Annotated in this window: 26 protein-coding genes; 15 read left to right on the forward strand and 11 right to left on the reverse strand. The window is 72.2% G+C overall.

Going from position 1 to position 26024, the window contains the following annotated elements; all coding sequences use genetic code 11:
• Window positions 1-4: 4 nt before the first annotated feature.
• From ACN260_RS10265 to ACN260_RS10275, 3 genes are read right to left on the reverse strand one after another with little or no spacing between them, the layout of a single operon-like run.
• On the reverse strand, window positions 5-919 hold the full coding sequence (locus ACN260_RS10265) for an EamA family transporter (RefSeq protein ID WP_422755731.1): 915 nt from the start codon (window positions 917-919) through the stop codon (window positions 5-7).
• Window positions 916-1608 (reverse strand): uracil phosphoribosyltransferase, encoded by a 693-nt coding sequence (gene upp, locus ACN260_RS10270; protein WP_422755732.1) that lies wholly within the window; start codon window positions 1606-1608, stop codon window positions 916-918. The genes ACN260_RS10265 and upp overlap by 4 nt, the downstream gene beginning before the upstream one ends.
• Window positions 1609-1613: 5 nt before the next feature.
• Window positions 1614-2297 (reverse strand): phosphoribosylanthranilate isomerase, encoded by a 684-nt coding sequence (locus ACN260_RS10275; RefSeq protein ID WP_204923268.1) that lies wholly within the window; start codon window positions 2295-2297, stop codon window positions 1614-1616.
• 410 nt (window positions 2298-2707) lie between these two features.
• On the opposite strand from ACN260_RS10275, the gene ACN260_RS10280 reads away from it, so the two are divergent.
• A complete protein-coding gene (locus ACN260_RS10280) occupies window positions 2708-3604 on the forward strand; it encodes a haloalkane dehalogenase (protein WP_422755733.1) in 897 nt (298 codons plus the stop codon).
• 47 nt (window positions 3605-3651) lie between these two features.
• On the opposite strand, the gene ACN260_RS10285 is transcribed toward ACN260_RS10280, so the two are convergent.
• Window positions 3652-5463 (reverse strand): class I adenylate-forming enzyme family protein, encoded by a 1812-nt coding sequence (locus tag ACN260_RS10285; protein WP_422755734.1) that lies wholly within the window; start codon window positions 5461-5463, stop codon window positions 3652-3654.
• Window positions 5460-6290, reverse strand: coding sequence for an aminotransferase class IV (locus ACN260_RS10290; protein ID WP_422755735.1), 831 nt, complete (start codon window positions 6288-6290; stop codon window positions 5460-5462). Before ACN260_RS10290 ends, ACN260_RS10285 begins: the two co-directional genes overlap by 4 nt.
• A 313-nt stretch (window positions 6291-6603) precedes the next feature.
• Between ACN260_RS10290 and ACN260_RS10295 the strand changes: the two genes are divergently transcribed.
• The 7 genes from ACN260_RS10295 to ACN260_RS10325 all read left to right on the forward strand — a co-directional run bounded on the left by ACN260_RS10295 (window position 6604) and on the right by ACN260_RS10325 (window position 13440).
• Window positions 6604-7779, forward strand: coding sequence for a sulfotransferase family protein (locus tag ACN260_RS10295; RefSeq protein WP_422755736.1), 1176 nt, complete (start codon window positions 6604-6606; stop codon window positions 7777-7779).
• Window positions 7776-9023 (forward strand): ABC transporter substrate-binding protein, encoded by a 1248-nt coding sequence (locus ACN260_RS10300; protein ID WP_422755737.1) that lies wholly within the window; start codon window positions 7776-7778, stop codon window positions 9021-9023. Before ACN260_RS10295 ends, ACN260_RS10300 begins: the two co-directional genes overlap by 4 nt.
• Window positions 9024-9061: 38 nt before the next feature.
• On the forward strand, window positions 9062-9994 hold the full coding sequence (gene cysD, locus ACN260_RS10305; protein WP_422755738.1) for a sulfate adenylyltransferase subunit CysD: 933 nt from the start codon (window positions 9062-9064) through the stop codon (window positions 9992-9994).
• Window positions 9994-11256, forward strand: coding sequence for a sulfate adenylyltransferase subunit 1 (locus ACN260_RS10310; RefSeq protein ID WP_422755739.1), 1263 nt, complete (start codon window positions 9994-9996; stop codon window positions 11254-11256). Before cysD ends, ACN260_RS10310 begins: the two co-directional genes overlap by 1 nt.
• A 52-nt stretch (window positions 11257-11308) precedes the next feature.
• Window positions 11309-11911, forward strand: coding sequence for a disulfide bond formation protein DsbA (locus tag ACN260_RS10315; RefSeq protein ID WP_422756680.1), 603 nt, complete (start codon window positions 11309-11311; stop codon window positions 11909-11911).
• Between the two features lie 76 nt (window positions 11912-11987).
• Window positions 11988-12842 (forward strand): arylamine N-acetyltransferase family protein, encoded by an 855-nt coding sequence (locus tag ACN260_RS10320; protein ID WP_422755740.1) that lies wholly within the window; start codon window positions 11988-11990, stop codon window positions 12840-12842.
• Window positions 12843-12867: 25 nt separating this feature from the next.
• Window positions 12868-13440, forward strand: coding sequence for a DNA-3-methyladenine glycosylase I (locus ACN260_RS10325; RefSeq protein WP_422755741.1), 573 nt, complete (start codon window positions 12868-12870; stop codon window positions 13438-13440).
• 57 nt (window positions 13441-13497) lie between these two features.
• On the opposite strand, the gene ACN260_RS10330 is transcribed toward ACN260_RS10325, so the two are convergent.
• The 5 genes from ACN260_RS10330 to ACN260_RS10350 are packed head-to-tail and all read right to left on the reverse strand — an operon-like array spanning window position 13498 to window position 18018.
• Window positions 13498-14199: an ABC transporter ATP-binding protein gene (locus tag ACN260_RS10330; protein WP_422755742.1), complete on the reverse strand. Its 702-nt coding sequence runs from the start codon at window positions 14197-14199 to the stop codon at window positions 13498-13500.
• On the reverse strand, window positions 14180-14938 hold the full coding sequence (locus ACN260_RS10335) for an ABC transporter ATP-binding protein (RefSeq protein WP_422755743.1): 759 nt from the start codon (window positions 14936-14938) through the stop codon (window positions 14180-14182). The genes ACN260_RS10330 and ACN260_RS10335 overlap by 20 nt, the downstream gene beginning before the upstream one ends.
• The gene (locus ACN260_RS10340; protein WP_422755744.1) at window positions 14935-15909 is read right to left on the reverse strand and encodes a branched-chain amino acid ABC transporter permease; all 975 of its coding nucleotides are present in this window, start codon (window positions 15907-15909) and stop codon (window positions 14935-14937) included. The genes ACN260_RS10335 and ACN260_RS10340 overlap by 4 nt, the downstream gene beginning before the upstream one ends.
• Complete coding sequence (locus tag ACN260_RS10345; protein WP_088647215.1) at window positions 15906-16793, reverse strand: branched-chain amino acid ABC transporter permease; 888 nt, start codon at window positions 16791-16793, stop codon at window positions 15906-15908. The genes ACN260_RS10340 and ACN260_RS10345 overlap by 4 nt, the downstream gene beginning before the upstream one ends.
• Window positions 16794-16818: 25 nt before the next feature.
• A complete protein-coding gene (locus ACN260_RS10350) occupies window positions 16819-18018 on the reverse strand; it encodes an ABC transporter substrate-binding protein (protein WP_422755745.1) in 1200 nt (399 codons plus the stop codon).
• Window positions 18019-18344: 326 nt separating this feature from the next.
• On the opposite strand from ACN260_RS10350, the gene ACN260_RS10355 reads away from it, so the two are divergent.
• Both ACN260_RS10355 and ACN260_RS10360 read left to right on the forward strand, forming a co-directional pair.
• The gene (locus ACN260_RS10355; protein ID WP_422755746.1) at window positions 18345-18704 is read left to right on the forward strand and encodes an MmcQ/YjbR family DNA-binding protein; all 360 of its coding nucleotides are present in this window, start codon (window positions 18345-18347) and stop codon (window positions 18702-18704) included.
• Window positions 18705-18708: 4 nt separating this feature from the next.
• Complete coding sequence (locus ACN260_RS10360; protein WP_422755747.1) at window positions 18709-19143, forward strand: hypothetical protein; 435 nt, start codon at window positions 18709-18711, stop codon at window positions 19141-19143.
• Window positions 19144-19204: 61 nt separating this feature from the next.
• On the opposite strand, the gene ACN260_RS10365 is transcribed toward ACN260_RS10360, so the two are convergent.
• Entirely contained in the window at window positions 19205-20491 is a 1287-nt protein-coding gene (locus ACN260_RS10365; RefSeq protein WP_422755748.1) for a cation:proton antiporter, read from the reverse strand.
• 605 nt (window positions 20492-21096) lie between these two features.
• Between ACN260_RS10365 and ACN260_RS10370 the strand changes: the two genes are divergently transcribed.
• Genes ACN260_RS10370 through ACN260_RS10390 form a run of 5 tightly spaced genes read left to right on the forward strand, consistent with a single transcriptional unit; the run spans window position 21097 to window position 25951 of the window.
• Window positions 21097-21723 carry an FMN-dependent NADH-azoreductase gene (locus ACN260_RS10370; protein WP_422755749.1) on the forward strand — a complete coding sequence of 209 codons (627 nt, stop codon included), beginning with the start codon at window positions 21097-21099 and terminating at the stop codon, window positions 21721-21723.
• A 51-nt stretch (window positions 21724-21774) separates the two neighbouring features.
• On the forward strand, window positions 21775-22620 hold the full coding sequence (locus tag ACN260_RS10375) for an SDR family NAD(P)-dependent oxidoreductase (protein ID WP_422755750.1): 846 nt from the start codon (window positions 21775-21777) through the stop codon (window positions 22618-22620).
• Window positions 22621-22665: 45 nt separating this feature from the next.
• Window positions 22666-23748, forward strand: coding sequence for a hypothetical protein (locus tag ACN260_RS10380; RefSeq protein WP_422755751.1), 1083 nt, complete (start codon window positions 22666-22668; stop codon window positions 23746-23748).
• Window positions 23749-25122, forward strand: coding sequence for an aldehyde dehydrogenase family protein (locus ACN260_RS10385; protein ID WP_422755752.1), 1374 nt, complete (start codon window positions 23749-23751; stop codon window positions 25120-25122). It begins immediately after the preceding gene.
• Window positions 25109-25951, forward strand: a complete 843-nt coding sequence (locus ACN260_RS10390) for a hypothetical protein (RefSeq protein WP_422755753.1) — start codon at window positions 25109-25111, stop codon at window positions 25949-25951. Before ACN260_RS10385 ends, ACN260_RS10390 begins: the two co-directional genes overlap by 14 nt.
• Window positions 25952-26024: the final 73 nt, after the last annotated feature.

Here is a 26024-nt window from a genome sequence, read left to right on the forward strand (position 1 = left end):
CGCCTCACCGGCTGGTCAGCGCGGGTGACGCCACCGGCTCCGCGGCGGGTGGCGGTGCCGGTGGGGACGACCTGCGTTGGGCGAGGGCGACTGCGGCGACGATGACCAGGCCGCCGACGAGCTGCGTCAGGCTGAGCCGTTGGTCGAGGAAGGCGAAGCCCAGCAGGCTGGCGACGATCGGGCTGACCAGGCTGAGGAACGACGCGGCCAGGGCGGGCAGCCGTTCCAGGCCGCGGAACCAGACGGCGTAGCCGAACAGCGAGCCGACGATCCCCAGGTAGGCCAGGCCGGCGAGGTTGGGGCCGGTGAGGTGGTCGGGCAGCCCCTCCATCAGCAGGGTGGTGGGGAGCAGGACGAGCCCGCCGGCGGTGAGCTGCCAGCCGGTGAACTGCAACACCCCCACCCCGGGCGGTCGGGCCCAGCGTTTGGTCAGCACGATCCCGCTGGCCATGCTGGCCGCGCCGGCCAGGGCCGCGACGACGCCGAGCGGGTCGAGCGCGGCGGTCGGGCGCAGCACCAGCAGCGCGACCCCGGTCGCCCCGAGCAGGCACGCCACGACGTGCAGCGGCCGGATGCGGTCGCGCAGCAGCAGCGCGGCGAGGATCAGCACCAGCATCGGCTGGAACGACATGATCAGCGCAGCGACGCCGCCGGGCAGCCGGTAGGCGGCGACGAAGAGCAGCACGAAGAACAGGCCGATGTTGAGGGTGCCGAGCACCAGCGCCCGCCAGATCCACGCGCCGCGCGGCACCACCCGACCGAGCGCCATCAGGGCGAGCCCGGCGGGCAGGGCGCGGGCCAGGGCGGCCAGGTAGGGCCGGCCCGGGGGCAGCAGCTCGGTGGTGACGAGATACGTGCTGCCCCAGATCGCCGGGGCCAGTGCGGTGAGGCCGACGTCGCCGATTCCGCCGCGCCTCATCGGGGTTGGTCCGTGCCGAAGTAGCGGTCACCGAAGTCGCCGATGCCGGGCACCATGTAGGCGTCGGCGTTGAGGCGCTCCTCGATGGCGGAGGTGACGATCCGCACCCGGGGGTGGTGGGCGTGCACGGCGCTGATGCCCTCCGGCGAGGAGAGCAGGGTGACGAAGACGACGTCCTCCTCGAACACCCCGTACTCACGCAGCAGCGCGAGGGCGGCCAGCGCGGTGCCGCCGGTGGCGAGCATCGGGTCCAGCAGCAGCACCTGGGACGTGGCGATGTCCGGCGGCAGAGCCGCGTAGTGCAGGTGCGGCAGCTTCGTCGTCCGGTCCCGCTGGATCAGGATCTTGCCGATCCGGGTCTGCGGCAGCATGGCCCGCAGTTCGGACTCCATGCTCTCGCCCGCGCGGGCGATGGACACCCCGCAGACCGGCGCGGCCGGGCGCAGCCCGTGGTAGGTCTGCCCGACCGGGGTGCGCACCGGCGCGGGAACGACCGGGAGCAGGTCCAGGGCGGTGTCGAGGAGCTGCCGGAAGATCTGGGCGGAGGTCTGCACGAAGTCGGCCCGGGAGGCGTCGCGGTCCCGGATGACCGTGTGCAGCGTGCGCAGCCGGTTGGTCTGCGGCAGCAGGTGCAGCCGGTCGGCCACGGCGGGGGTGGTCACGGTGGGGGCGATGGCGGTGTCGGTCATGGCTCTCAGTCCTGTCCGGCGAGGTCGGCGAACGCCTGGCGGGCGGCGGTGACGAACCGGCGTACCTTGGCCCGGTCCTTGCGGCGGTCGGGGCCCTCCAGGCCGGTGTGCGCGTCGACGGCGGCGGGGCGTACGGCCGCGATGGCCGCCGCCACGTTGTCGGGGTTCAGGCCACCGGCGAGCATCAGCGGCCGGGGTGCGATCCGGACCAGCTCGGCGCTGACCGACCAGTCGTGGGTCAGGCCGGTCGCGCCCTTGGCCCCGGTGGCGGGGTTGAAGCTGTCGGTGATGTACATGTCGACCCACTCGGCGCTCTCGTCGACGATCTTGGTCAGCTCGTCGATGTTGTCCTCCTTGACCACCAGGCTCTTGAGGACGTAGAGGTCGGGGTCGATCCGGCGCAGCTTCTCCAGCTGGGCGGGCTCGACGTCGCCGTGCAGCTGCACGGCGGTGACGCCGAGTTCGGCGCAGAACTGCCGGATCTCGTCGGCCTCGGTCAGGTAGGTGATCAGGACGCCCCGGTGCCGGGGCTGGATCGCCGCGACGATGGCCGCGGCGTCGGCCTCGGACAGGTCCTCGTTCTTCGCCGGCAGCCGCAGGGCGAACCCCAGCCAGTCGGCGCCCTCCGCGCAGATCAGGTCGGCCTCGTCCTGGTCGATGACCCCGGCCACCTGGATCAGTCCCTGCATCTGCTGCTCCCTCTCTGTGCGAAAAAGCCGGTCGGAATCTCCACCGACGGAAATCCCACGTGTGCGTCGACCAATCCGTGGCATCCGGGGAACCGGAACGGGGCCCGGCCGCGCGGTCGACTCGACGAGAGAAACGTACGAAACGAACGGCACCGGGGGACAGGCCCATGTCCGGCCGTGCGTCGGTGCCACTTCCACCGGTGGCCCCACCCGACGACGAAGCGGCCCCACCTGCGCACGGTGGAGCCGAAAAGGATTCGCCATGTCATTGTTTGAATTCTCGCGAACAATTCATGAATGGCGTCGCCCCGTTGAGCGCGAAACGGTCGCCTACGGCGGGACACGCCGTCACGATGATGCCACGGAATTGCCCGGACCCCTTGCTATCACTGTGCCGAGGAGGTCCACCAGTGACAACGAGTTCCACACCCGCCGCGGTTTCCGTCTCCGCGGCCGACCCGCACCCGCGCCGGCGCATCGAGCTGTGCGGTACCCACCTGTCGTACGTCGACGTGGGGGCCGGCGACCCGATCGTGTTCCTGCACGGCAACCCCACGTCCTCGTACCTGTGGCGCAACGTCATCCCGGCGGTCCGCGACCTGGGTCGCTGCCTCGCCCCCGACCTGGTCGGCATGGGCGACTCCGGCCCGGCGTCCGACGGCGGCTACCGCTTCACCGACCAGGTGCGCCACCTCGACGCCTGGTTCGACGCCGTGGTGGGCGACCAGCCGGTCACGCTGGTGCTGCACGACTGGGGTTCGGCGCTGGGGTTCCACTGGGCGGCCCGGCACCCCGACCGGGTCCGGGCCGTCGCCTACATGGAGGCGATCGTCCAACCCCGCCTGTGGAGCGACTTCGAGGCCGGCCGCGACCAGCTCTTCCGCGCCATGCGCTCGCCCGAGGGGGAACGCCTGGTGCTCGAGGAGAACTTCTTCGTCGAGGTGGTGCTGCCCCGCAGCGTGGTGCGGCCGCTGTCGGAGGCGGAACTGGACCGCTACCGTCGGCCGTTCGGTGACCCCGACTCCCGGCGGCCAACCCTCGCCTTTCCCCGGGAGCTGCCCATCGAGGGCGAACCGGCGGACGTGACCGCCGTGGTCGAGGAGTACGGCCGCTGGCTGGCCGCGTCCCCGGTGCCGAAGCTGCTGGTGGTCGCCGAGCCGGGGGCGTTGCTGACCGGCCGGGCCCTGGCGTTCGCCCGGACCTTCCCCAACCAGCGCGAGGTCACCGTCACCGGCAGCCACTACGTGCAGGAGGACTCGCCGGACGAGATCGGTGCCGCCCTGCGCGACTTCCTCACCGGACGGTGAGCACGGCCGTGGGGCGGGCGGCGGAACCGCCCACCCCACGGAGCCGGTCAGGCGGCCGAGGTGGCCCGCTCCTGCTGCGGCGTCTCGACCGAGGCGCTCAGCTCCCGCAGGATCGACTGCTCGGTGCGGGTCCGTGCCACGTCCAGCCCACCGTCCTCGTCGGTCAGCAGGAGCTGGGCGAACTGCGCGCGCACCTCACGCTTGAGCACCTTGCCGGTGACCCCCAGCGGGATCTTGGTGTCCCCCTTGGAGATGACCGTCGCGGCCAGCTCGTGCTTGCCCGCCGCCCGCAGCGCCCGGTTGATCCGGGTCAGCAGTTCCTCGGCGGTGAGGTCCGACCCGTCGATCAGGCGCAGCGCGGCGATCGGGGCGAACGAGGTCGGCTCGACCGGGTCGACCACCCCGACGACGGCGCAGTCCACCACCGCCCGGCACGCCTTGAAGATCTCCTCCTCGATGGTGAGGCTGTAGACCGGGCCGCGCCGGGTCGTGATCACGTCCGTGGTCCGGTCGTAGTGGTAGAACCGACCCTTGTCGTCCTTGTAGCCGATGTCACCGGTGAGCCAGTAGCCGTTGCGGATCGACTTGTGCGTCAGCTCGTGGTTGCCCCAGTAGCCCAGCGTCACCGTCGGGGTGTGCACCGCCAGGTAGCCGACCTGGTTGGGGCCCAGCTCCCGACCTTCCTCGTCGAAGACGACGGCGTCCTCGACGATCGGTTCCGGGTAGCCGACACAGCGGTTGTAGGCGTTGGTCTTGGGGCCGTGGATGTTCAGGAACAGGGCCATGCCCATCTCCGAGGCGCCCAGCCCGTCGAGGTAGTGCGAGCCCGGCCGCCAGGTGCCGTTCTCCCGGTGCCGGCCGAGCCGGACCAGCTCCCGGACGTGGGCCTCGTGCGAGGCGTCCGCCGTGCTGATCCAGGTCGTCACGTTCGACGCGGCGGACGGCTCCAGGCCGAGCGCGAGCATCTCGGTGAAGGTGATCGGGAAGCCGGTCACCACGCTGGGCTTCCACCACCGCATCGCCTCGGCCACCGTCGCCCCGTCCTGGGACTCCATGACCAGGGTGGGCAGGCCGATCAGGGTGGCCATCATCATGTAGCTGTAGCCCGACGAGTGCGAGGCCGGGAAGGCCAGCAGCATCTTGTCGTCCGGGCCCGACGGCAGCGTCATGATCCGGGGGCGCTTGCCGGCGAAGAACTGGCGGTGGCCGAACGTGGCGGCCTTCGGCATGCCGGTGGTGCCCGAGGAGTGCGAGATGAGCACCGGGTCGCGGTCGCCGTGCCGGTACGGGTAGACCCCGGGCAGCGGGCCGGCCGGCGGCGCGGCGTGCATCGCCTCCTGCGAGGCGGTGAACCGGAACGGACGCGCGTCGGCCATCCCGTTGAGCAGCGGGCCGAGCTTGTCCGCGTCGACCACCACGCCGACCGCGTCGAGCCGGGACAGGTACTTGGCGGCGGTGTCGGGCACCATGTTCGGGTTGATCACGGCGGGGATCGCGCCGAGGCTGTTGAGCGCCAGGAAGTGCACGAAGCTCGCCATGCCGTTGCGGGTGAAGACCCCGACCCGGTCGCCGTGGGTGACCCCGGCGTTGTGGTACCACCGGGCGTACCGCTCGGTCTGGTCGCGCAGTGTCGCCAGGCTGTAGACGACCAGGTCGTCCGGGCCGCCGCCGGGCGGCAGGTGGTGGAACAGCGGGGCGTCGTGGTCCTGCCCCCGTTCCAGGGCGTGCCACAGGAAGTCACCCGCGCCGAGCTGACGGGTGGCCAGCAGCTCCAGCCGGGCCCGCAGCCCCCGGTGCGACCGCCCGAAGTGCATACGCGGGACCGATGCCAGATGACGCTGTAGTGACCTGAGCTTCATGGTGCCTCCTCGGTGCTTCGGTGCGGCCAGATGGCCTCGGGGTCGGGCAGGGGTTCGGTCAGCGCGTCGAGATGGGCGCGCCAGTCGTGCAACCGCCGCGCGTCGACGGGGGCGGTCGGCTCTCCGTTGATCCGGGTCAGGACCCGGATTCCGTGCAGGGCACTGGTGATCCACACCTCGCTGTCGAGCAGCTCCGCCACGCCGGGCAGCCGGTGCCGTACCGGCATGCCCAGCTCGGCGCAGCGGTCCAGCAGCAGCCGCCGGGTGACGCCGGGCAGGATCCGCCCGTCCTCCGGTGGGGTGTGCAGGACCCCCGACGACCACCAGTAGACGGTGCTGAACGCCCCCTCGCGGACCCGACCGTGCTCGTCGCAGAGCAGGGCCTCGTCGGCGTCCGCGTCGTGGGCGGCGGCTCTGATCTTCTCCAGCTCCTCGAAGTCCGGCCCCTTGAGGTGGGGCAGCCGCCGGGGGTCCGGATGCGGCCACACCCAGCCACGTGCCTGGCCCACCCGGGGTGGGGCGGGCCGCAGCCGCAGGGCCAGCCGCTGCGTGGGAACCAGGTGCAGTTCGATGCGGGGGAACCACACCCCGGAACGGGGCAGCGCCGTGGTGACCGACGCCCCGAAGGACGCCACCCGGTGCGCCGAGACCCCGAACCGCCGTACGGCCGCGGCGAAGCGCTGCCAGTGCAGGCGGTACGCCCGGGCCCGGCCGTCGGTCAGGAGCCAGGAGTCGGCCACCACGGGGCGGTACCGACTGTCCTCGATCCCTTCGCGGACCCCCGTCTCCCACAGCAGCAGGGGGACGGCCCGAGTCGCCGGCGGCATCTTCTTCTCCGATCCGTGGTGTGTCGCCGATTGGCTGGGCCGACCATAGGGCGGCCGTCAGGCCGTGCTCCAGAGCCACGTTGAGGCCGTACTCCGGGCCACTTGTCGCCGCCCGGGTTTGGTCCCGTGCGGACCACTGATGTGGCCCTGTACCGACCGTGGTCGGGTGCCTATCGTCGCTACCTACCGTGATCGCTGTTCACATTCGTCACCGTCCGTCGGCACGTCCGGCCCGGTGGGGGCGGGGGCACCGACCGCACGGACCGGCAGCCCGAGCCGCCGCGTTTTCCAGCCATACAGAGGGGAGTACGCCGTGACCGCCGTCATCGAACCCACTCAGGACACCTACCGGGTGGACGAGTTCGTCGAGGCCGCCCGAGCCAGGGCGGGAGTTCCGGACTTCGAGTTCGCGCACCTGGACGCCCTCGACCGGCTGCTGCGGGCGTTGGATACCGAGGGTGGCCTGAACGAGGCCGGCCGCCGGTCGGTCCGGGGCGCCCTGGTCGCCGCGCTGGCCACCCAGGCCGCCGCGCACCGGGCCCGGGTGAAGAACCCGGAGATCGCCTCGGTGGAGATCAACCAGCCGGTGTTCATCACGGGCATGACCCGCAGCGGCACCACGCTGATGCACAACCTGCTGGGCCAGCACCCGGACCTGCGGTCCCCCGACCTGTGGGAGCTGATGGCCCCGGCGACCGACGACCGCGACGAGGCGACCCGGCAGGCGCTCGTGCAGGCCGCGGAGAACTTCTGCGTCGACTACTACACCGTCGCGCCGAAGCTGAAGCCGGTGCACCTGTGGGAGCCGCACCGTCCCGACGAGGACCACCGGCTGACCGCCCCGACGTTCAAGACGATGGCGTACGAGCTGCGCTACACCGTGCCCTCCTACGGCGAGTGGCTGCGGACCCAGGACCAGTACGACGCCTACGACTACCACCGGTACCTGATGCAGCACATCGTCTGGCGGGTGCCCACCGACACGCTGGTCCTCAAGGACCCGTTCCACCTGTGGCGGGCCGACGCGCTCGTCCGCACCTACCCGGACGCCCGGCTGATCTACATGCACCGCGCCCCGAGCGTCACCATCCCCTCCACCTGCAGCCTCACCGAGATCATTCGACTCGCGCGCGCCGACCGGGTGGACCGCCTCGCGCTCGGTAAGCTCTGGACCGAGCGCTTCGCCCAGATGCTCGACCTGTACGCGCGGGCCGAGCAGGGTGCGCTGACCGGCAAGCCGGTGCTCGACGTCGACTATCAGCGCCTGATGGCCGACCCGATCGCGGTGATGGCCGAGATCTGCGACTTCCTCGGTGCCCGCTGGGACGGCGAGGTCGAGAAGGCGTTCCGCGACTACCTCGCCGCGAACCGCAAGGACAAGCTCGGCAAGCACGTCTACCGGGCCGAGGACTACGGCCTGGACGCCGACGAGCTGGACGAGCGCTTCTCCGCGTACCTGACGAAGTACCAGATCGGAGGACGGGCGTGAGCACCACGTCGGAACCCACAGTGCTGGAGACGGTCACCGAGCAGGTCCGCGCCTTCGCCCGTACGGTCGACGGCGCCCCCACGGTCACCATCGGCATCGTGACCCCGCTGTCCCTGCCGGGCGACCCGACGGCCGGCACGCTGACCGCACGCGGGGCCCTGATCGGCGCGGAGTACGTCCGCGACCACGGCGGCATCCGCGACGGCCTGCAGTTCGACTTCGTCGTCCGCGACGACCAGGAGACCGTCACCCTCGACGGCGGCACGATGCCCCGCTCGGCGGTCGGCGCGCTGGCGAAGGTCGCGATCGTCGACCGGGCGTTGGCCGTGCTCGGGCCCTGGCACCTGCGCTACACCGAGGAGGTCGCCGACCTCGCCGACCGGATCGGGGTGCCGCTGTTCATCGAGAACGCCCACCCCGAGGTCACCGCGCGCAAGCGCCGGGCGGTCTTCCGCACGTTCACCTCGATGGCCGAACGCGCCCCGGTGCTGATCCGGTTCGCCGCCGACCAGGGCTTCCGGCGGGTCGGTCTGGTCCACGCCGACACGGTCTTCGGGCGCAGCGCCGCCGCGCTGCTCACCGCCGAGCTGAAGGCGGCCGAGGAGCCCATGGAGCTGTACTCCGTGGAGTTCGACCAGGAGTCCACGACGGACCTGCGTCCCCAGCTGCGCGAGATCCAGCAGTGGGGGCCGGACGTGGTGATCAACGTCGGGGTGGTGCGCACCAACCACCTCATCGTGCAGCAGGCGGCGGAGATCGGGCTGCTGCCGCAGGTGCCCATGCTGGCCCCGTTCCAGTGGCCGCTGCGGGCGCCTGACTACTGGAAGGCGCTCGGCGCGCACGGCCTGCACCTGGTGTGGCCGGCCACCCAGTTCAGCCCGAACTGGTCGGGGCTGACCCCGATCGGCAGGTGGTTCGTGGACCGCTACCGCGACACGTACGGCACGATGCCGCCGGACACCGCCCTCAACGCCTTCACCGACATCACGATCATCGCGCAGGCCCTGCGGCAGGCGGACCGGGTCGGTCGGGCGGAGCTGATCGACGCGCTGGAGAAGGGCACCTTCGACACCTGGCGCGGCCCGGTCAGCTTCACCCGGGGCGAGACCCACTGGCACCACAGCCCGCCCCCGGTGGTGCTGCAGCAGTACCAGGAGATCGACCAGGACATCTCCACCGTGCCGATCGTCTACCCGCCCGAGCTGCGTACCGCCGGGTACGTGCGGCCGGGCTCCTCGACCTGACCGGCCCGACCGGCCGACACCTGTGGGGAGACAACGCCATGGCGTTCACTTCGACCGCATCCGAGACCTCACCCGACCTGCGGATGTCCTACCTCGACGTGCTTGAGGCCGAGGCGGTGCACATCATCCGGGAGGTGGCGGGCACGCTGGAGCGTCCCGTCCTGCTCTTCAGCGGCGGCAAGGACTCCGCCGTCATGCTCCACCTGGCCCGCAAGGCGTTCCTGCCGGGCCAGCTGCCCTTCCCCGTACTGCACGTCGACACCGGGCACAACTTCCCCGAGGTGATCGAGTACCGCGACAAGGTCGTGGCGGAGCACCAGCTCACGCTGCGGGTGGCGCACGTGCAGGACTACATCGACGACGGTCGGCTCACCGAGCGGCCCGACGGCAGCCGTAACCCGTTGCAGACCGTCCCGCTGCTCGACGCCATCACCCAGCACCGCTTCGACGCCGTGTTCGGCGGCGGGCGGCGCGACGAGGAGAAGGCCCGGGCCAAGGAGCGGGTGTTCTCGCTGCGCGACGAGTTCGGGCAGTGGGACCCCCGCCAGCAGCGCCCCGAGCTGTGGAACCTGTACAACGGCCGGCACGATCCGGGCGGGCACGTACGGGTCTTCCCGCTGTCGAACTGGACCGAGCTCGACGTGTGGCACTACATCGCCCGGGAGGAGATCCCCCTGCCGGCCATCTACTTCGCCCACCGCCGTGAGGTCTTCCTGCGCAACGGGATGTGGCTGGCGCCGGGGGAGTGGGGCGGTCCGCGCCGCGACGAGCAGGTGCAGGAACGCACCGTGCGGTACCGCACCGTCGGTGACATGTCCTGCACGGGCGCCCTGGAGTCCGGGGCCGCGACCATCGACGAGGTGATCGCCGAGATCAGTCGGTCCCGGATCACCGAGCGTGGTTCGAGCCGGGCCGACGACCGGATGTCCGACACCGCCATGGAGGACCGCAAGCGGGAGGGGTACTTCTAGTGACCACGCTCAGCCTCGACACCACGCGCGACGGCGAGCTGCTGCGGCTCGCCACCGCAGGTAGCGTCGACGACGGAAAGTCCACCCTGGTGGGCCGGCTGCTCTACGACTCCAAGTCGGTGCTGGCCGACCAGTTGGAGGCGGTCGAGTCCGCCAGCCGCGCCCGCGGCTACGGCCAGGCCGACCTCGCCCTGCTGACCGACGGGCTCCGGGCCGAACGCGAGCAGGGCATCACCATCGACGTCGCCTACCGCTACTTCGCCACCGGCAACCGTCGGTTCATCCTGGCCGACACCCCCGGGCACGTGCAGTACACCCGGAACATGGTCACCGGCGCGTCCACCGCGCACCTGGCCGTGATCCTGGTCGACGCCCGGCACGGCGTGGTGACCCAGACCCGGCGGCACACCGCGGTGGCCGCGCTGCTACGCACCCCGCACGTGGTGCTTGCTGTCAACAAGATGGACCTGGTCGGCTTCGCCGAGGACCGGTTCGCCGAGATCGACGACGAGTTCCGTCGGCTGGCGGGTTCGCTCGGTGTCCCCGACGTACGGTCCATCCCGTTGTCGGCGCTGCGCGGCGACAACGTCGTCGACCCCTCGACCGAGATGCCCTGGTACACCGGGCCGACCTTCCTGCAGCACCTGGAGCAGGTGGACCTCGACGAGGACCTGACCGCCCTGCCGGCCCGGCTGCCGGTGCAGTACGTCCTGCCCGACGGGTCGCTCGCCGGTCAGCTCGTCGCCGGTCAGCTCCGTCTCGGGCAGCAGGTCCTGGTCACGCCGGCCGGCCGGCCGGCGGTGGTCACCGCCATCGGGCGGCTCGGCACGCCTGTCGAGAACGCCCGTGCCGGCATGTCGATCAGTGTGAAGCTCGACGGGGCGGGCGAGGTGGGACGCGGCGACATGATCGTCGCGGCGGACCGGATCCCGACGACGACCCGGCAGGTCACCGCGACGCTGTGCCACGTCGCCGAGCGTCGTCTCGGCGAGGGGGCCCGGGTCCTCGTGCAGCACCAGACCCGGGTGGTCGATGCGACGGTGGCGTCGATCGTCGACCGCCTCGACCTGGCCACCCTGGAGCACACCCCGAACTCCGACCCGCTGGTGGTCAACGACATCGCGACCGTGGTGCTGGACCTCGACGAGCCGATCGCCGCGGACCCGTACCGGCTCATCCGGGGCACCGGGTCGCTGCTGCTCATCGACCCCGCCGACGGGGCGACCCTCAGTGCCGGCCTGGTCGGCCCGGCTTTCCGTTGAATCAACCGAAGGATGTACGACGGTGCCCGAAGTGAACCGAATCCTGGTGGACATGTTCGTCGACCCGGTGTGCCCGTGGGCGTGGCTGACGTCCCGGTGGCTGCTCGACGCTGAGCGGCAGCGCCCGATCGACGTACGGTTCAAGATCATGAGCCTGTCCGCCCTCAACGAGGGACGTGCCGACATCGACGCGTTCTACCAGCGCAACATCGGACCGTGGCGGCGTCCGGTGCGGGTGCTGATGGCGGCCGAGCAGCAGCACGGGCCGGACGCCGTCCGGTCGCTCTACGACGCCATGGGCACCCGCCGGCACGTCAAGGGCCAGTCGTACGGGCCGGCCCTGTACAAGGCGGCGCTCGCCGAGTGCGGGCTGCCCGGTGAGCTGGCCGACGCGGCGGACGACGCCGGGCTCGACGACGCGGTGCGCAAGAGCCACCAGGCGGGGATGCAGCCGGTCGGGCTGGACGTCGGCACCCCGACGATCCACGTGCACGTGCCCGGCGGCGACCCGGTGGCGCTGTTCGGCCCGGTGGTCACCCCCGCCCCGAAGGGCGAGGACGCGGCCCGGCTCTGGGACGGCTTCCTGCTGGTCGCCCAGACACCCGGGTTCTACGAGCTCAAGCGCAGCCGCACGAGTGGCCCGCAGACCCGCTGACGACCGGCCGGGGCGGTGTCATCTCCACCGATGGCACCGCCCCGGCGTTTTTCCCAGAGAAGGTGACCGTCCCGACATGCAGGAGCCGTCTGTGCCCAGGCTCGGTGACGAGGTGGTCCGCCGCTACCTCGCCCGCCTGGACGAGCCCGGCCGGCCCAGGGTGAACCTGGCGACGCTGGTCCGGTTGCACGAGCGTCACGTCCGGCGGGTTCCGTACCACAATCTCGACATCCAGTTGGGGCTGCCCACCGACGTCGACCCGGCGAGCAACGCCGCCCGGCTGGCCGACGGCGACGCCGGCTACTGCTTCCACCTCAACGGCGCGTTCGCCGCCCTGCTGGCCGCGCTGGGGTTCGACGTGACCCTGCACCGGGGCCAGGTGAAGAAGGCGCCCGCCCTGCCCGACGGCGTGCAGTTCGCCAACCACCTGACGATGACCGTCCGGCTGGACGGCCGGCGCTGGTTCGTCGACGTCGGGCTCGGCGACGGGCTGCTGGGTCCGGTGCCGTTACGTCCCGGCGTGGTCCGGCATCCGCCACTGACCTTCGGCTTCGCCGAGGCGGCGTGGGGGTGGCGGTTCACCCATGATCCCCGCGGGTCGTTCACGGTGATGGACTGGGAGGACCGGCCGGCACGGCCGGAGGATTTCGTCGCCGCCCACCAGCTGCTCTCGACCGCGTCGAGCTCCACCTTCGTCCGCCGGTTCATCGTCACCAACCGGGGTCCGGGCGAGGTGGTGTGGTCGCTGGTCGACCGGCTGCTGACCCGCGTCGACGGCGACGGCGTGCACCGGCGGGAGCTGACCACCTTCGACCGGTGGCGCCGGGAGTTGGCGGAGACGTTCCTGCTGCGGCTCGACGACCGGCACACCGCCGGGCTGCGGCTGCTGTGGCAGCGGTTGCCGCAGCGTCCCGGCATCCCCACCGGCTGACCCACGCCGCAGGACAGGAGACGACATGCAGATCAGCACCGGCCCCGACGGGGTGCCGCGCTGCGGGTGGTGCACCGGCACCCCCGTCTACGTCGCGTACCACGACGACGAGTGGGGGCGTCCCGTGCACGGTGACGCCCCGCTCTTCGAACACCTGGCCCTGGAGGCGTTCCAGGCGGGGTTGTCGTGGTCGACGATCCTGCACAAGCGGGACGCCTTCCGGTCGGCCTTCGCCGGCTTCGACCCGGAGACGGTCGCCGGCTACGGCGACGCCGACGTGGAGCGGCTGCTCGCCACCGACGGCATCGTGCGCAACCGGGCCAAGATCGAGGCGACCATCGACAACGCCCGGCTCGTCGTCGCGCTGAACGGCGGCCTCGACGCCCTGCTGTGGTCGTACGCGCCGGACACCGTCCGGCCCCGGCCCCGCTCCACCTCGGAGGTGCCGGCCCGTACGCCCGAGTCGACGGCGATGGCGCGGGAGCTGAAGCGGCGCGGGTTCCGGTTCATCGGCCCGGTCGGCGCGTACGCCCTGATGCAGTCGACCGGGATGGTCGACGACCACCTGGTGGGCTGCCACCTGGCCGTGGACGGCTGAACCCGCTGCGGGTGCGGCCCCACCGTCGACGACGGTGGGGCCGCACCCGGTCGTGTCTCACGCCGCGACGCCCAGCAACCGCTGCATCGTCGGCAGGTCCCCGCGCAGCTCGGGGGTGGGGCACCGGTGGACGATCCGGCCCCGGACCATCACCGCCGCCTCCTCGGTCACCCCGAGCGCCAGGTGCAGGTCGTGCTCCACGAGCAGCAGCGTCAGCCCGTCGCGCACCACCGCCCGCAGCGCCTCGGCCACCTCGTCGACGACGATCGGCGCCAGCCCCTCGGACGGCTCGTCCATCAGGACCAGCCGCGGGTCGGTGGCCAGGGCCCGGCCGATCACGAGCATCTGCTGCTCCCCACCGGACAGCTGGCCGGCGAGGTGCCGTCGCCGCTGCGCCAGCCGGGGGAACAGCTCGTAGACCCGCCCGGTCGGCCAGGTCCGGCCGCCGTGCCGGGTGGCCAGGGCCAGATGCTCGTGCACCGTCAGCGTCGGCCACACCCGCCGCCCCTGCGGTACCAGCGCCACCCCGGCGCGGGCGAGCCGGTCGGCCCGCCAGCCGGTGACGTCCCGCCCGTCGAGCAGCACCCGGCCGCCGGTGGGCCGCAGCAGCCCGGCGAGGGTGGACACGAAGGTGGTCTTGCCGACCCCGTTGCGGCCCAGCAGGGCCAGCGCCTGCCCGGCGGACAGGTCGAGATCCAGCCCGTGCAGCACCTGCCCCTGCCCGTAGCCGGCCGACAGTTCACGCACCGCCAGGAACACCGCGCACCTCCTCCATCCGGCCGCCGAGGTACGCCTGCTGCACCTCGGGGCTACGCCGTACCTGCTCGGGCGTGCCGCTGCACAGCACGGTGCCGAGGTGCAGGACGCTGACCCGGGTCGCGACGTCGAAGACGACGTCCAGGTCGTGCTCGACGAACACGATCGTCACGGTGGGTGGCACGCCGCGCAGCAGCTCCACCAACCCACCCCGTTCCTCGCCGGACATGCCGGCCGCCGGCTCGTCCAGCAGCAGCAGCTGCGGTCTGGCCGCGAGCGCCACCGCGATCTCCAGCCGCCGGCACTGGCTGTACGACAGCGCCGCGACCGGCACCTCGGCCTGGCCCTCCAGACCGACGGAGGCGAGCGCGGCGGCCACCTCGGCGCGGCGGTGCCGGTCGGTCCGCCGGGCCAGCACCCGGCCACCGGTCAGCGCCAGGCTCACGTTCTGTGCGACGGTCAGCGACCCCAGCAGGGTGGAGTGCTGGAAGCTGCGCCCGATGCCCGCGCGGGCCCGCCGGTGCACCGGTTCCCGGGTGACGTCGCGCCCCCGGTAGTGGACGGTGCCCGAAGTGGGGCGTTCCTCGCCGGCGATCAGCTTGAGCAGGGTGCTCTTGCCGGCGCCGTTGGGCCCGATGAGCGCGTGCCGCTCCCCGGCGGCCACCGTCAGCCGCACCCCCCGCAGCACGCTCAGCGCGCCGTACCGGTGGTGGACGTCGTCGCAGCGGAGCACGTCGATCATGAGGCGGCCCTCCTCAGCCGGATGTGGGCGATCCCCGTGGGCAGCAGGTAGACGACGAGCACGAACAGCAGCCCCAGGGCCAGCGGGCCGTGCCCGTCGAGGGTCGTGCCCAGCGAGTCCCGCACGACGATGACCAGGGCCGCGCCGAGGCAGGGCCCCCACCAGGAGCCGGTTCCCCCGATCACCACGGCCAGCAGGGCGAGCGCGGAGGTCTCGAAACCGGCGTCGGCCGGGGTGACCAGCCGCTGCTGGGCGGCGAGGAGCCCGCCGGCCAGCCCGGCGACGGCGCCGGCGAAGACGAACGCCCCGAGCTTGACCAGCGTGGTCCGGTAGCCCAGGGCCCGCATCCGGTCCTCGCTGTCGCGGATGCCCCGCAGCACCACCCCGGTGGCGGAGGTGGACGCCAGGCGCAGGGCGGACAGCCCGACGAGGAAGAAGGCCAGCACGTACCAGTAGGTCGTCGCGGGCTGGTCGAGGACCAGGCCGGACAGCGTCGGCGCGGGTACGCCGTACAGGCCGTTGGAGCCGCCGGTGACCGACTCCCAACTGTCGGCCGCCTGCTGGGTCAGCTCCCCGACCGCCAGGGTGAGCATCAGGAAGAAGACCCCGCCGGCCCGGACGGCGACCGCCCCGGCGACCAGCGCGACCAGGGCGGCGGCGGCCATCCCGAGCAGGAGCGCCGACACGCCCGACGTGCCGTGCAGGGCGCTGAAGGCCGCCGCGTACGCGCCGACGCCGAAGAACGCGGCGTGCCCGAGCGACGGCAGCCCGACGACGCCGACCAGCAGGTTGAGGCTCGCCGCGAGCAACCCGAAGACGAGGATGCGGGTCAACGTCGTCGTCGCGTACGGGGCGAGGTAGAGCGGGGCGGCGGCCAGCAGCAGGGTGCCGGCGGCCACGCCTGTCGCTTTCCGCACGGCGGGACGCAGCCGGGGACGGGTGGCGGGGTGGGTCGTGGCCAGGGATGTCATCGTCGTCCTCCCGGGGCGAGGGTGAACAGGCCGCGCGGCCGGACGACGAGCACCGCCGCGAGCGTGCCGAAGAGCAGGAAGGAGGCCAGGCCGGGCAGCACCGCCCGGCCGACGGATTCGACCTGGCCGAACAGCAGCGCGGCGATCAGCGGCCCCCGGATGGAGCCGAGCCCGCCGACCACCACGACCACCAGGGCGAGCACCAGGATGGTGGTGTCCAGCCCGGGACGGGCGTGGTAGATGGGTGCGCCGAGCAGCCCGGCGAGGGTGGCCAGCACCGAACCCAGCACGAACACCCCACCGCGGACCAGGCGCGGGTCCACCCCGACGGCGGCGACCATGTCCCGGTCGCCGACGGTGGCGCGGAACAGCGCGCCGAGCGAGGTGCGCTCGACGGTCCAGTACACGGCGGCGGCGAGCAGGGCGGCGACCCCGACCAGGGCGAGCCGGTAGCTGGGGTAGCTCCAGCCGGCGACGGTCACGGTGCCGGCCAGGCCGGCCGGTGGTTCGGTGGCGCGGACGTCGTCGCCGAACAGCGCGGACAGGACGTCGGCGGCCACCAGGGCGATGCCGAGGGTGAGCAGCGCCTGTTCGAGGTGGGAGCGGCGGGACAGCGGCGCGGTCAGCAGGGACAGCAGGCCACCGGCGGCGGCCCCGAACACGACGACGGCGACGACCGCCCGGCCCAGCGAGGGCCAGGTCTGCTGCTCACCGCCGATCCACCAGGCCAGGTAGGCGCCGGTGAGGAACAGCGCCCCGTGGGCGAGGTTCAGCACGTCCATCATGCCGAAGATCAGGGACAGGCCGGCGGCGGTGATGAACAGCAGCAGCCCGATGGCCAGCCCGTTCACCATCGCGGTCAGCGCGATCTGCGCGGTGGGCATCGTGATGCTCCGTCCGCTGACCCGGTCAGGCCTGCGGGTCGAGCGGACCGAGGTCCTCGACCACGCCGTTGACCGGTGCGCCGGCCCGGGTCTGCACCCGGCGCAGGTAGAAGTTCTGCCGGGGCGACTGCTCCACGAACGACCACGGGCCGCGCGGGCTGTCGGTGATGACGCCGACCGAGCCGAGCGCCCCGGCGAGGCTGTCGCCGTCGACGGCCTCGGCCTGCGCGATGGCGCGGGAGAGCACCTCGGCGGCGTCCCACGCCTGCACCGCGTAGACGGTGGGGGCGGCGTCGTAGGCGGCGCGGAACGCCTTCCCGAACGCGGTGTTGGCGGGGTTGTCCAGTTCGGAGGTGTAGTGCAGCGTCGACAGCACGCCGTCGGCCGCCGCGCCCTGCGCGGTGAGCACCCCGCCCTCGACGAGGAACCCGGAGGCGTACAGCGGGATGGTGCGGGAGAGACCGAACTGGGCGTACTGCTTGACGAAGGCCACCGACTCGGCTCCGCCGAAGAAGCAGAAGGTGCCCTGGGCGCCGGAGGACTGGATGCGGCTGAGGAACGGCTGGTAGTCCTGGGTCTTGCCGAACGGCGGCTGGCTCTGCCCGACGATGGTGCCCCCACCGGCCCGGTACGCGTCGCTGAACCCCTTGATCGCCTCGGCGCCGGCGACGTAGTCGGGGGCGATGGCGTAGGCCCGGCGTACGCCGCTGGCGGCCAGGTGACGTCCCATCGCGGCGGCGACCTGGGCGTTGGTGAACGAGGTGCGCCAGATGTAGGGGCTGCGGTTGGCACCGGTGATGGCCCCGGCGCCCGCGTTGGCGATCACGAGCAGCCGGCGGGCGCTGGTGACGAGGTCCCGGACGCCGAGCGCGGTTGCTGAGCTGACGATGCCGACCAGCACGTCGACCCGGTCGTTCTGGAGCAGCTTCTGCACCGCCGGCACGCCGGTCTGCGGGCCCTCGCCCTCGTCGGCGACGACGGTGGTGACCCGGCGACCACCCAGCCGGCCGTCGTGCTGGCGCAGCCAGAGGTCCCAGCCCCGCTGGATGTCCACGCCCAGCGGGGTGTAGACCCCGGCCTGGGGGATGACGAGGCCGACCTTGACGGTGTTGCTGTCGCCGCCGCTGGCGGCGGTGGCGCCGAGGCTGCTGCCGCAGCCGGTGAGGCCGGCGACGCCGAGGCCGGCGGTGATGCCGAGGAATGTCCTGCGGTTGATTCCGGTCATGGCTTGACTCCCGAACGTATCGAGCAGGATTGGTGGCCTGAAGGTATGGCCGGCAGTCGGGGGCGGCCAGTGCCACATCGCCGCCCGGTCCGGAACCACTCCGCCACCCGCCGGGCCTGGTCCCGGGCGGCGGCGATTGGCTCTGTCGGACGGCGGCAAGTGGCCGTTTCCCGTACCGCCGGGCCGTGGCACGCTGCTGGACGCCGTCCGGTCCTTCCCGGTCAACGGCCGGCGCGTCCGCCCGGACGGCACCCGGCGTCGACCGTCTAATGGGCGGTGCGCCCCGCCCGCGGGCGTCGTGCCCGCTGACCCGGAGGGAACCGACAATGCTGACACCCGAGCAGGTACGGGAGTTCGCTCTCGCCATGCCGGAGGCGGTGGAACAGGAGACGTGGGGTCACCCCACGTTCCGGGTGCGCGACCGTATCTTCGCCAGCACCTCCGCCGACGGTGTGGTGGCGATCATCCGGGCCTCCAAGGAGGACCAGGCCGAGCTGATGGCGGCCGACCCGGACACCTACGACCCGGCGGACTACTTCGGCCGGTACGGCTGGGTCCGCGCCCAGCTCGCCTCGGCCGACCCGGACGAGATCCGGGAGCTGGTGGTGGAGGGGTGGCGGCGGGCGGCGCCGAAGCGTCTGGTGGCGCGGTACGACGGCACGCCCGCGCGGACGTCGGGGCGGTGACCGGGTGGCCGCGATCATCCTGGGCTGGAACCCGCAGCGGTGGAACGGGTGGACGCCGAGCTACGAGGCGCTGACGCCGGGGGTCTGTCCGCAGCGCACCCTGGCCGGGTCGTGGACGGTGGGTCGGCGGGTGAACATCCCGGTCGGTGCGGACGCCTGGCTGTTGATGCAGGGCCGCCAGCGGGGGCTGGTCGGGCACGGCGTGGTGACCCGGACGCCCTATCCCGGCCCGCACGACCGGGACCCGGCGGTGACGACGAACTACGTGGACGTGGCGTGGGACGGGCTGTTGCCGGTGGCGGAGCGGATCCTGCCGGAGGTGCTGAAGACGGAGGCGTCCGGGGTCGCCTGGGACTACGTGTTCAGCTCGGGCACCGGGGTGCCGGCCACCGCCGAGGCGCAGGTCCACCAGCTCTGGCAGCGGCACGCCCTGGACTGATCCGTGGGGCCGGCCCCGGTGGTACGCCGTGCGCGTACCACCGGGGCCGGCCCCACGGTCTTCACCTGCCGACCGGTACGGGTTCGGCGGCCGGCGCGGGCGTCTCGTCGTACGACGCGGCGCGGGTGGCCAGCAGCGGTCCGGCCATCGCCGTGGTCACCAGGGCCATGATGACCATCATGGTGAACATCTGCCCGTCGAGGACGCCGAGGGAGACGCCGATGTTGAGCACGATCAGCTCGGTCAGTCCCCGGGTGTTCATGAGCACGCCCAACCGGCGTGCCTGCGGCCAGGGCAGGCCGAAGGCACGGGCGGGCAGGGTCGCGCCGGCCATCTTGCCGACGCAGGCCACCAGGACGATGGCGGTGAGTTCGAGCAGGTTGGTCGGGCTCAGCGCGGCGATGTCGACGCTCAGCCCGGTGACGATGAAGAAGACCGGCAGCAGGACCAGGCCGATGTTCTCGAAGGGCACCCGGACGTGCTTGACCAGCGCCTCCGCGGGCTGGCGGGGCATCACGAAGCCGAACGCGAAGGCCCCGAAGATGGCATGGATGCCGATCCAGGTGGTCGCGTAGGAGGACAGGAAGACGCCGGCGGCGGTGATGGCCGCGAGCTGGTAGGTGTTGGGGCCCACCCGGCGGATCAGGGCGGCCAGGCCGGGCCGGACGGCGAGGGCCATCACGGCGATGTACCCGGCGGACATGAGGACCACCTGGGCGAGGTCGGTGGCGTCACGGGCGGTGGCGACCGCGGCGACCACCGCCAGGATGCACCAGGCCAGCACGTCGTCGATGGCGGCGCTGGCCAGCGCCAGCACGCCGACCCGGGTGTGGGTGAGGCGGCGGTCGCGCAGGATGCGGGCCAGCACGGGGAACGCGGTGATGGCCATGGCGGCACCGAGGAACAGGGCGAACGCCAGGAACGGCACGGGTTTGCCGGCGATCGTGGCGTGCCGGGGGTAGATGAGGTTGGCCAGGCCGACGCCGAGGGCGAAGGCGAGGGCGATGGAGCACACCGACACCGACAGGGTGAGGCTCTTGTGCCGGGAGACCACGCGCCGGTCGAACTCCCACCCGATGAGGAACATGAACAGCAGGAGGCCGACCTGGGAGATAGCCGACAGGTACGGTCGGGCGGCGGCGGGGAAGAGCACGGCGGTCAGGTCGCCCGGGAGCAGGCCGAGCAGGCTGGGCCCCAGCGCGATGCCGGCGACGATCTCGCCGATCACCACGGGCTGCCCGAGCCGTCTGGCGATTCCGCCGAACACGTGGGCTACCAGCAGGACGAGGGCGATGTCGGCCATCACGATTGCCACGGTGAGCTCGGCCGGGGTGGCTACGGACTTCATGAGATCTCCGGATCTGAGCGGGAGAGGGCTGGTCCGCCGGCCGGCGCCGTTAACGCGGGGCCTGCGCGGGTCACCGACCGTAGCAGCGGATTCTGCCGCCCGACATGTCCATGTCCGGCCGATCGGGGGTGCCATTTGCCAGCCCGGTCGCGGCGTGCGGGAGGTCGGTGGGAAACACGTCCGGTGGGTGTTTCGCCGCCGTTTACGGTCGGGCATCCGCGCGGTCACCGGGTTGAATGCGGAAAGCCGACTCGTAACTGACGGGTCAGGTTGCCGACATCGGCTGGTTAACGCGAAATGCTGCATTCCAGCGGTCGGTGCCGATGATGGGCGTCTATAACCAGCCTTTCCGAGGCCATTTGGTCACCTGTTGTGACGGTGTGCTCACGGCGTGATATCGATGCTGGGTAGTGGACTGCCCAGTGGCACTGTCTGAGATCGGAAAATGGCTCTGGTTGCCCCACGGTCGGTGGGTTAGCCTTCCTGACGTTCCGTTCTTCCGGCGACACAGAGAGTGCAACCATGACACCTTTGTCGGCTTTCGGCAGTCAGTGCGGTCGGTCCGGGGCGACCCTGTCCGGTGCGCTGCGGGGGCGGGTCGAGAAGTGACCAGACTGCTGCACGTCAAGGCCACTCCGACGGGCCCGCGAAGCCGATCGGCCGCCGTCGCCGAGGCGTTTGTCGACGCATTCCTCGAGTGTCACCCGCAGGCGACCCTCGATGTGCTGGACCTTTCCGCGACCGCCCTGCCCCCGGTGGGGGCGGTGGCGGTGGCGGCCAAGAAAAACGCCATCTCGGGCACCACCGGCTCCGCCGATGAGGCGATGTCGTGGCAACAGACCCGGGAACTCGTACGCCGGTTCACCGATGCTGACCACTATCTGTTTTCCGTGCCGATGTGGAACTTCGGAATCCCCTACCTGCTCAAGCACTTCATTGATATCGTCACCCAGCCCGGGCTGACGTTCCGCCTCGATCCGCGACACGGTTACCAGGGCCTGCTCACCGGCCGCCGGGCCTGTGTCGTCTACACCAGCGGTGTCTACACCCCCGGGTGCCCGCCGGAGTTCGGCGTCGACTTCCAGTCGGCGTACCTCAACTACTGGCTGCGCACCATCGGCGTCGACCCGGTGATCGAGGTCGCGCTGCGGCCCACCGACTTCACCCGTTCCCTGGCCGCGGACCTCGACCGCGCCCGCGAGGACGCGCGCAAGGCCGCCCACACCATCTGACCACACCGCCGGCCGGCGACCCGTCGGCCCGTGCCACAGGAGGGAAGAAGCATGTCCGTCTGGTTCGTCACCGGCGCCTCACGGGGCTTCGGCCTGGAGATCGTCCGGCAGCTGCTGGAGCGTGGCGAACAGGTCGTCGCCACGGCGCGCAACACCAGCAGCCTGGCCGAGCTGTCCTACCCCGACCGGCTGCTCGTGGTCCCGCTCGACGTCACCGACCAGTCCCAGGCCGACCGGGCGGTGCTCGCCGCGGTGGAGAGCTTCGGCGGCATCGACGTGCTGGTCAACAACGCCGGCCGGGGCCTGCTCGGGGCCGTCGAGGAGGCCACCGACGCCGAGACCCGGGCGGTGTTCGACACCAACGTGTTCGGCCTGCTGAACGTCACCCGCAGCGTGCTGCCCGTGCTGCGGCGGCAGCGCCGGGGCCGGATCATCAACATCAGCTCGGTCCTCGGCTTCAGCGCCAAGATGGGCTGGGGCGTCTACGCGGCGACGAAGTTCGCGGTGGAGGGGCTCAGCGAGGCGCTGCGGGTGGAGCTGGAGCCGGTCGGCGTCCAGGTGTGCCTGGTGGAACCCGGCCTGTTCCGGACCGACTTCCTCGACCCTTCCTCGCTGCACTTCGCCGGCCGTGAGTTCCCGGAGTACGCCGAGACCTCCGGGCGGGTCCGCGCCTGGTCGGTCGGGCAGAACCACGCGCAGGCCGGCGACCCCGCGCGGGCGGCGGCGGCCATCATCGACCTCGGCCGCAACCCGCAACCGCCGTTCCGGCTCCCGCTCGGCGTGGACTCCGTGCAGCGCATCGGCGAGAAGCTGACCGAGGTGTCGCAGGAGCTCGAGGCCACCCGCGAGATCGGGCTGTCGATGTCCTACCCGGAGCCCGCGGTCGCCGCCCACTGAGGCGGTCCGACCCATCCACCACCAGACGATCGGCGAGGAGCGAGCATGAACACGATGACCACGACGGCGGTGGCGTCGAGTCCCGTCGAGACCTTCGACGAGCGGCTCCGACGGCTGCTGCGCTGGCACTTCGACCCTCAGACCGGCTCGCCGTTCTGGCTGCGCCAGCGCGGGCTGCTCGACTTCGATCCGCTGCGCGACATCGACACCGCCGCCGACCTGGTGCGCTTCCCGGATCTCACCGACCAACTGCGGCACGTCCCGGTCGGCGACCTGATCCCGCGCGGCCTGACCGGCACCGGCTTCCGGGTGTACGAGTCAGGCGGCACCAGCGGCGCGCCCAAGCGCATCATCGACCGGGACTACCGGCGTCGGCTGCTCACCTGGGCGATGCAGCGGCTGCGCGCGCACCACATCGCCGACCCGGCGCACTGGCTGCACCTCGGCCCGAGCGGGCCGCACGTCTTCGCCTACGACTGCGCCCGCTACGCCGCCCTGGGCAACGGCCTGTTCCACACCGTCGACTTCGACCCGCGCTGGGTCAAGAAGTTGGTGGCGGCGGGCGAGGCCGACACGGTCAAGCGGTACGTGCGGCACCTGCTGGACCAGGCGGCCGAGGTGCTGCGCTCGCAACCGGTCAAGGTGCTCAGCACGACGCCCCCGCTGATCGAGGCGATCTGCGCCGACCCGGAGCTGCACGCGGCCGTCGAACGGACCGTCGAGACGGTCATCTGGGCCGGCACCTCGTTCAGCCCGGAGAGCCTGCGTCAGGTGGAGGAGGTGTTCTTCCCGGACACCACGATCGTGGGCATCTACGGCAACACCCTGATGGGTGTCGCCCCGCAGCGGCCCCGGCGCCCCGACGACCGGCACCTGTGCGTGTTCGAGCCGTACGCCGAGGCGGTCTGGATCGACGTGGTCGACGACGACGGTGCGGTGGTCGACTACGGTCAGCGTGGCCGGGTCCGGCTGAGTCTGGTCAGCGACGAGATGTTCCTGCCCAACGTCATCGAGCGGGACACCGCCGTGCGGGTGGAGCCCGTCGGCGACGCCACGGTCGACGGCCTGGCCGAGGTCGGCACCGTGGCCGAGGTGGGCGACGTCCGGGTGATCGAGGGGGTGTACTGAGTGGCCGGCATCGTGGTGGAGCCGATCGTCTGCGGCCGGCCGGTGGCCAGCCTCGACCGGGCCCCGCTCGCCGACGTCCGGGGCGACCTGCTGGGCGAGGTGGGCATGGCGCCCCGGCTGATGGCCGTCGGCGCGGTGACCCGGGCCCGGCGGTCGGCCGACGGCACGCCGGTCGACCACGACCTGCTGCTGCGGGCCGCCGACCTGTTCGCCACCGCCGACCTCGACGGGGAGACCCCGCAGGAGTACGAGCGGCGGGTCGCGCTCGCCGCCGGCCTGCCCCGGGTGACCGTCCGCAACGCCGTGGCCGACATCGTGCGCAGCCTCACCCACCTGCCCGCCACCACCCGGGCCGAGTTGCCCGGCACCCGGCTCGGCGACGGCTACGACACGGCCTGGGTGCCGGCCGGTCGGCTCTTCGCGGCCGTGATGGCCAGCAACCACCCGGCCCCCAACGACTCGTGGCTGCACGCGCTGGCACTGGGCTACAGCGTGCTGGTGCGCCCCGGCACCCGGGAGCCGTTCACCGCCCGCCGGTTGACCCTCGCCCTGCTCGCCGCCGGCCTGGCGGAACACCGGATCTCCTTCCTCCCGTGCGGGCGCGCGGTGGGGGAGTACCTCCTGGAGGCCGCCGACCGGGGCATCGTGTACGGCGGCAGCGACGCCGTACGGCGGTGGGCCGACAGCGCGACGGTCACCACCCGGGGGCCGGGGCGCAGCCGGGTCCTGCTCGACCGGCCGGTGACCGACGAGGTCCTCGACCACCTCACCGTCAGCGCGGCGCACGACGGCGGCACCCGGTGCAACAACATCTCCCTGGTGCTGACCACCGGTGACCCCCGGCAGGTCGCCGCCGCGCTCGCCGCCCGCTTCGACGCGCTGGCCAGCCCGGAGGTGTCGGCGTCCGACGCCACCCTGCCCGTGGTCGACGCCGCCCGTGCCGAGGGCCTGCGCCGGCAGCTCGCCGGGTTGACCGGGGGCGGGGCGGTGGTGCACACGGCGGCCGGCGCGGACCCGCTGGTGCGGCTGCCGGACGGGTCGCACCGGCCGCTGCCCACGGTGCTGTCCACGGACGACCTGCGGCACCCGGCGGTGGGTGTGGAGCTGCCGTTCCCGTTCGTCGTGGTGGCGCCCTGGCGGCGTACGGACGGCACCGCCGCCCTCGGCGACGCGCTGGTGCTCAACCTGCTGACCGACGACGCCGACCTGCGGGCCGCCGTGGTGGCCGACCCGAGCGTCCGTAAGGTCACGTGCGGGCTGACCCTGCCCTGGGACAGCACGCCCGGAATCCCGCACGAGGGCAACCTGTCGCTGTTCCTGCTGAAGGCCAAGGGCGTCGTGACGACCGGAGCGAGGGATCATGCGTTGGCTTGAGGAGTTGCTCTCCGACAGGTGGTGGGCCACCGGTCAGGCGGTGCGGTTCCAGCTGCCCAACCAGAGCGAGTCGTCGATCACCTACGGCGACCTGCTACGTCAGGCGGCGACGCTGGCCGGCCGGATCGGTGAGCCCGGTGACGGCGCGCAGACCCGGCTGGCCATCCTGACCACGGGCAGCGCGGAGGGGCTGGTGGCCCTGATCGCCGGGCTGATCGTCGGCGCGGTGGTGATCTCGACGCCCATCCAGACCCCGAGCCCCTGGTCGGCCGACCTGCTGGGCGACCCGGACGTGGTGCTGACCGACGCGACGGGTGCGGCGGTGCTGCAGTGTCACGAGCGGCTGACCGGGGTACGTCCGCGGTACCGGGTGATCGGTGTCGACCTGACCGAGCCGGCCAAGGCCACCGTCCGGCCGGACATCTGCGCCGACCAGGACGACGTCTGCAAGATCGCCTATCTGGACCCGGGTCGCTCGCCGCTGGTGGTGGGGCTGACCGGGTTCGCTCTCGACTCCGCCGTCCGGCAGCCGGAACGCCGCCCGGTGGTCGCGGCGGGTGGGCTCGGCACTCTCACCGGTCAGCTGGCCACCTACCGGACGCTGGCCGCGGGGGGCGTCGTCGACCTGACCACCTCCCGTCCGGCGGGACGGTCCATTCTGGACGCCGCGATGCCGGTGACCCTGCCGCGCCGGCCGCAGGACGGTGCGGCCGACTCCAGCACCACCTTTCCGTACATCGTGGACAACGCGGCCCAGTTGGACAAACTTGTGTCAGGAATCGTCCTACCGGCCGGGTCCGTCGCGCTTCCGTCGGTAGCTAAGTTGTAGGCATGGTCATTTCCGTTTCTTGAGCCTCCTCGGTCGGGAGATGGATCGTCAGCGCGGCCGGGCCCACAAGCAA

Origin of the sequence: Micromonospora sp. WMMD708, from assembly GCF_049315245.1 — a bacterium.
GTDB lineage: Bacteria > Actinomycetota > Actinomycetes > Mycobacteriales > Micromonosporaceae > Micromonospora > Micromonospora wenchangensis.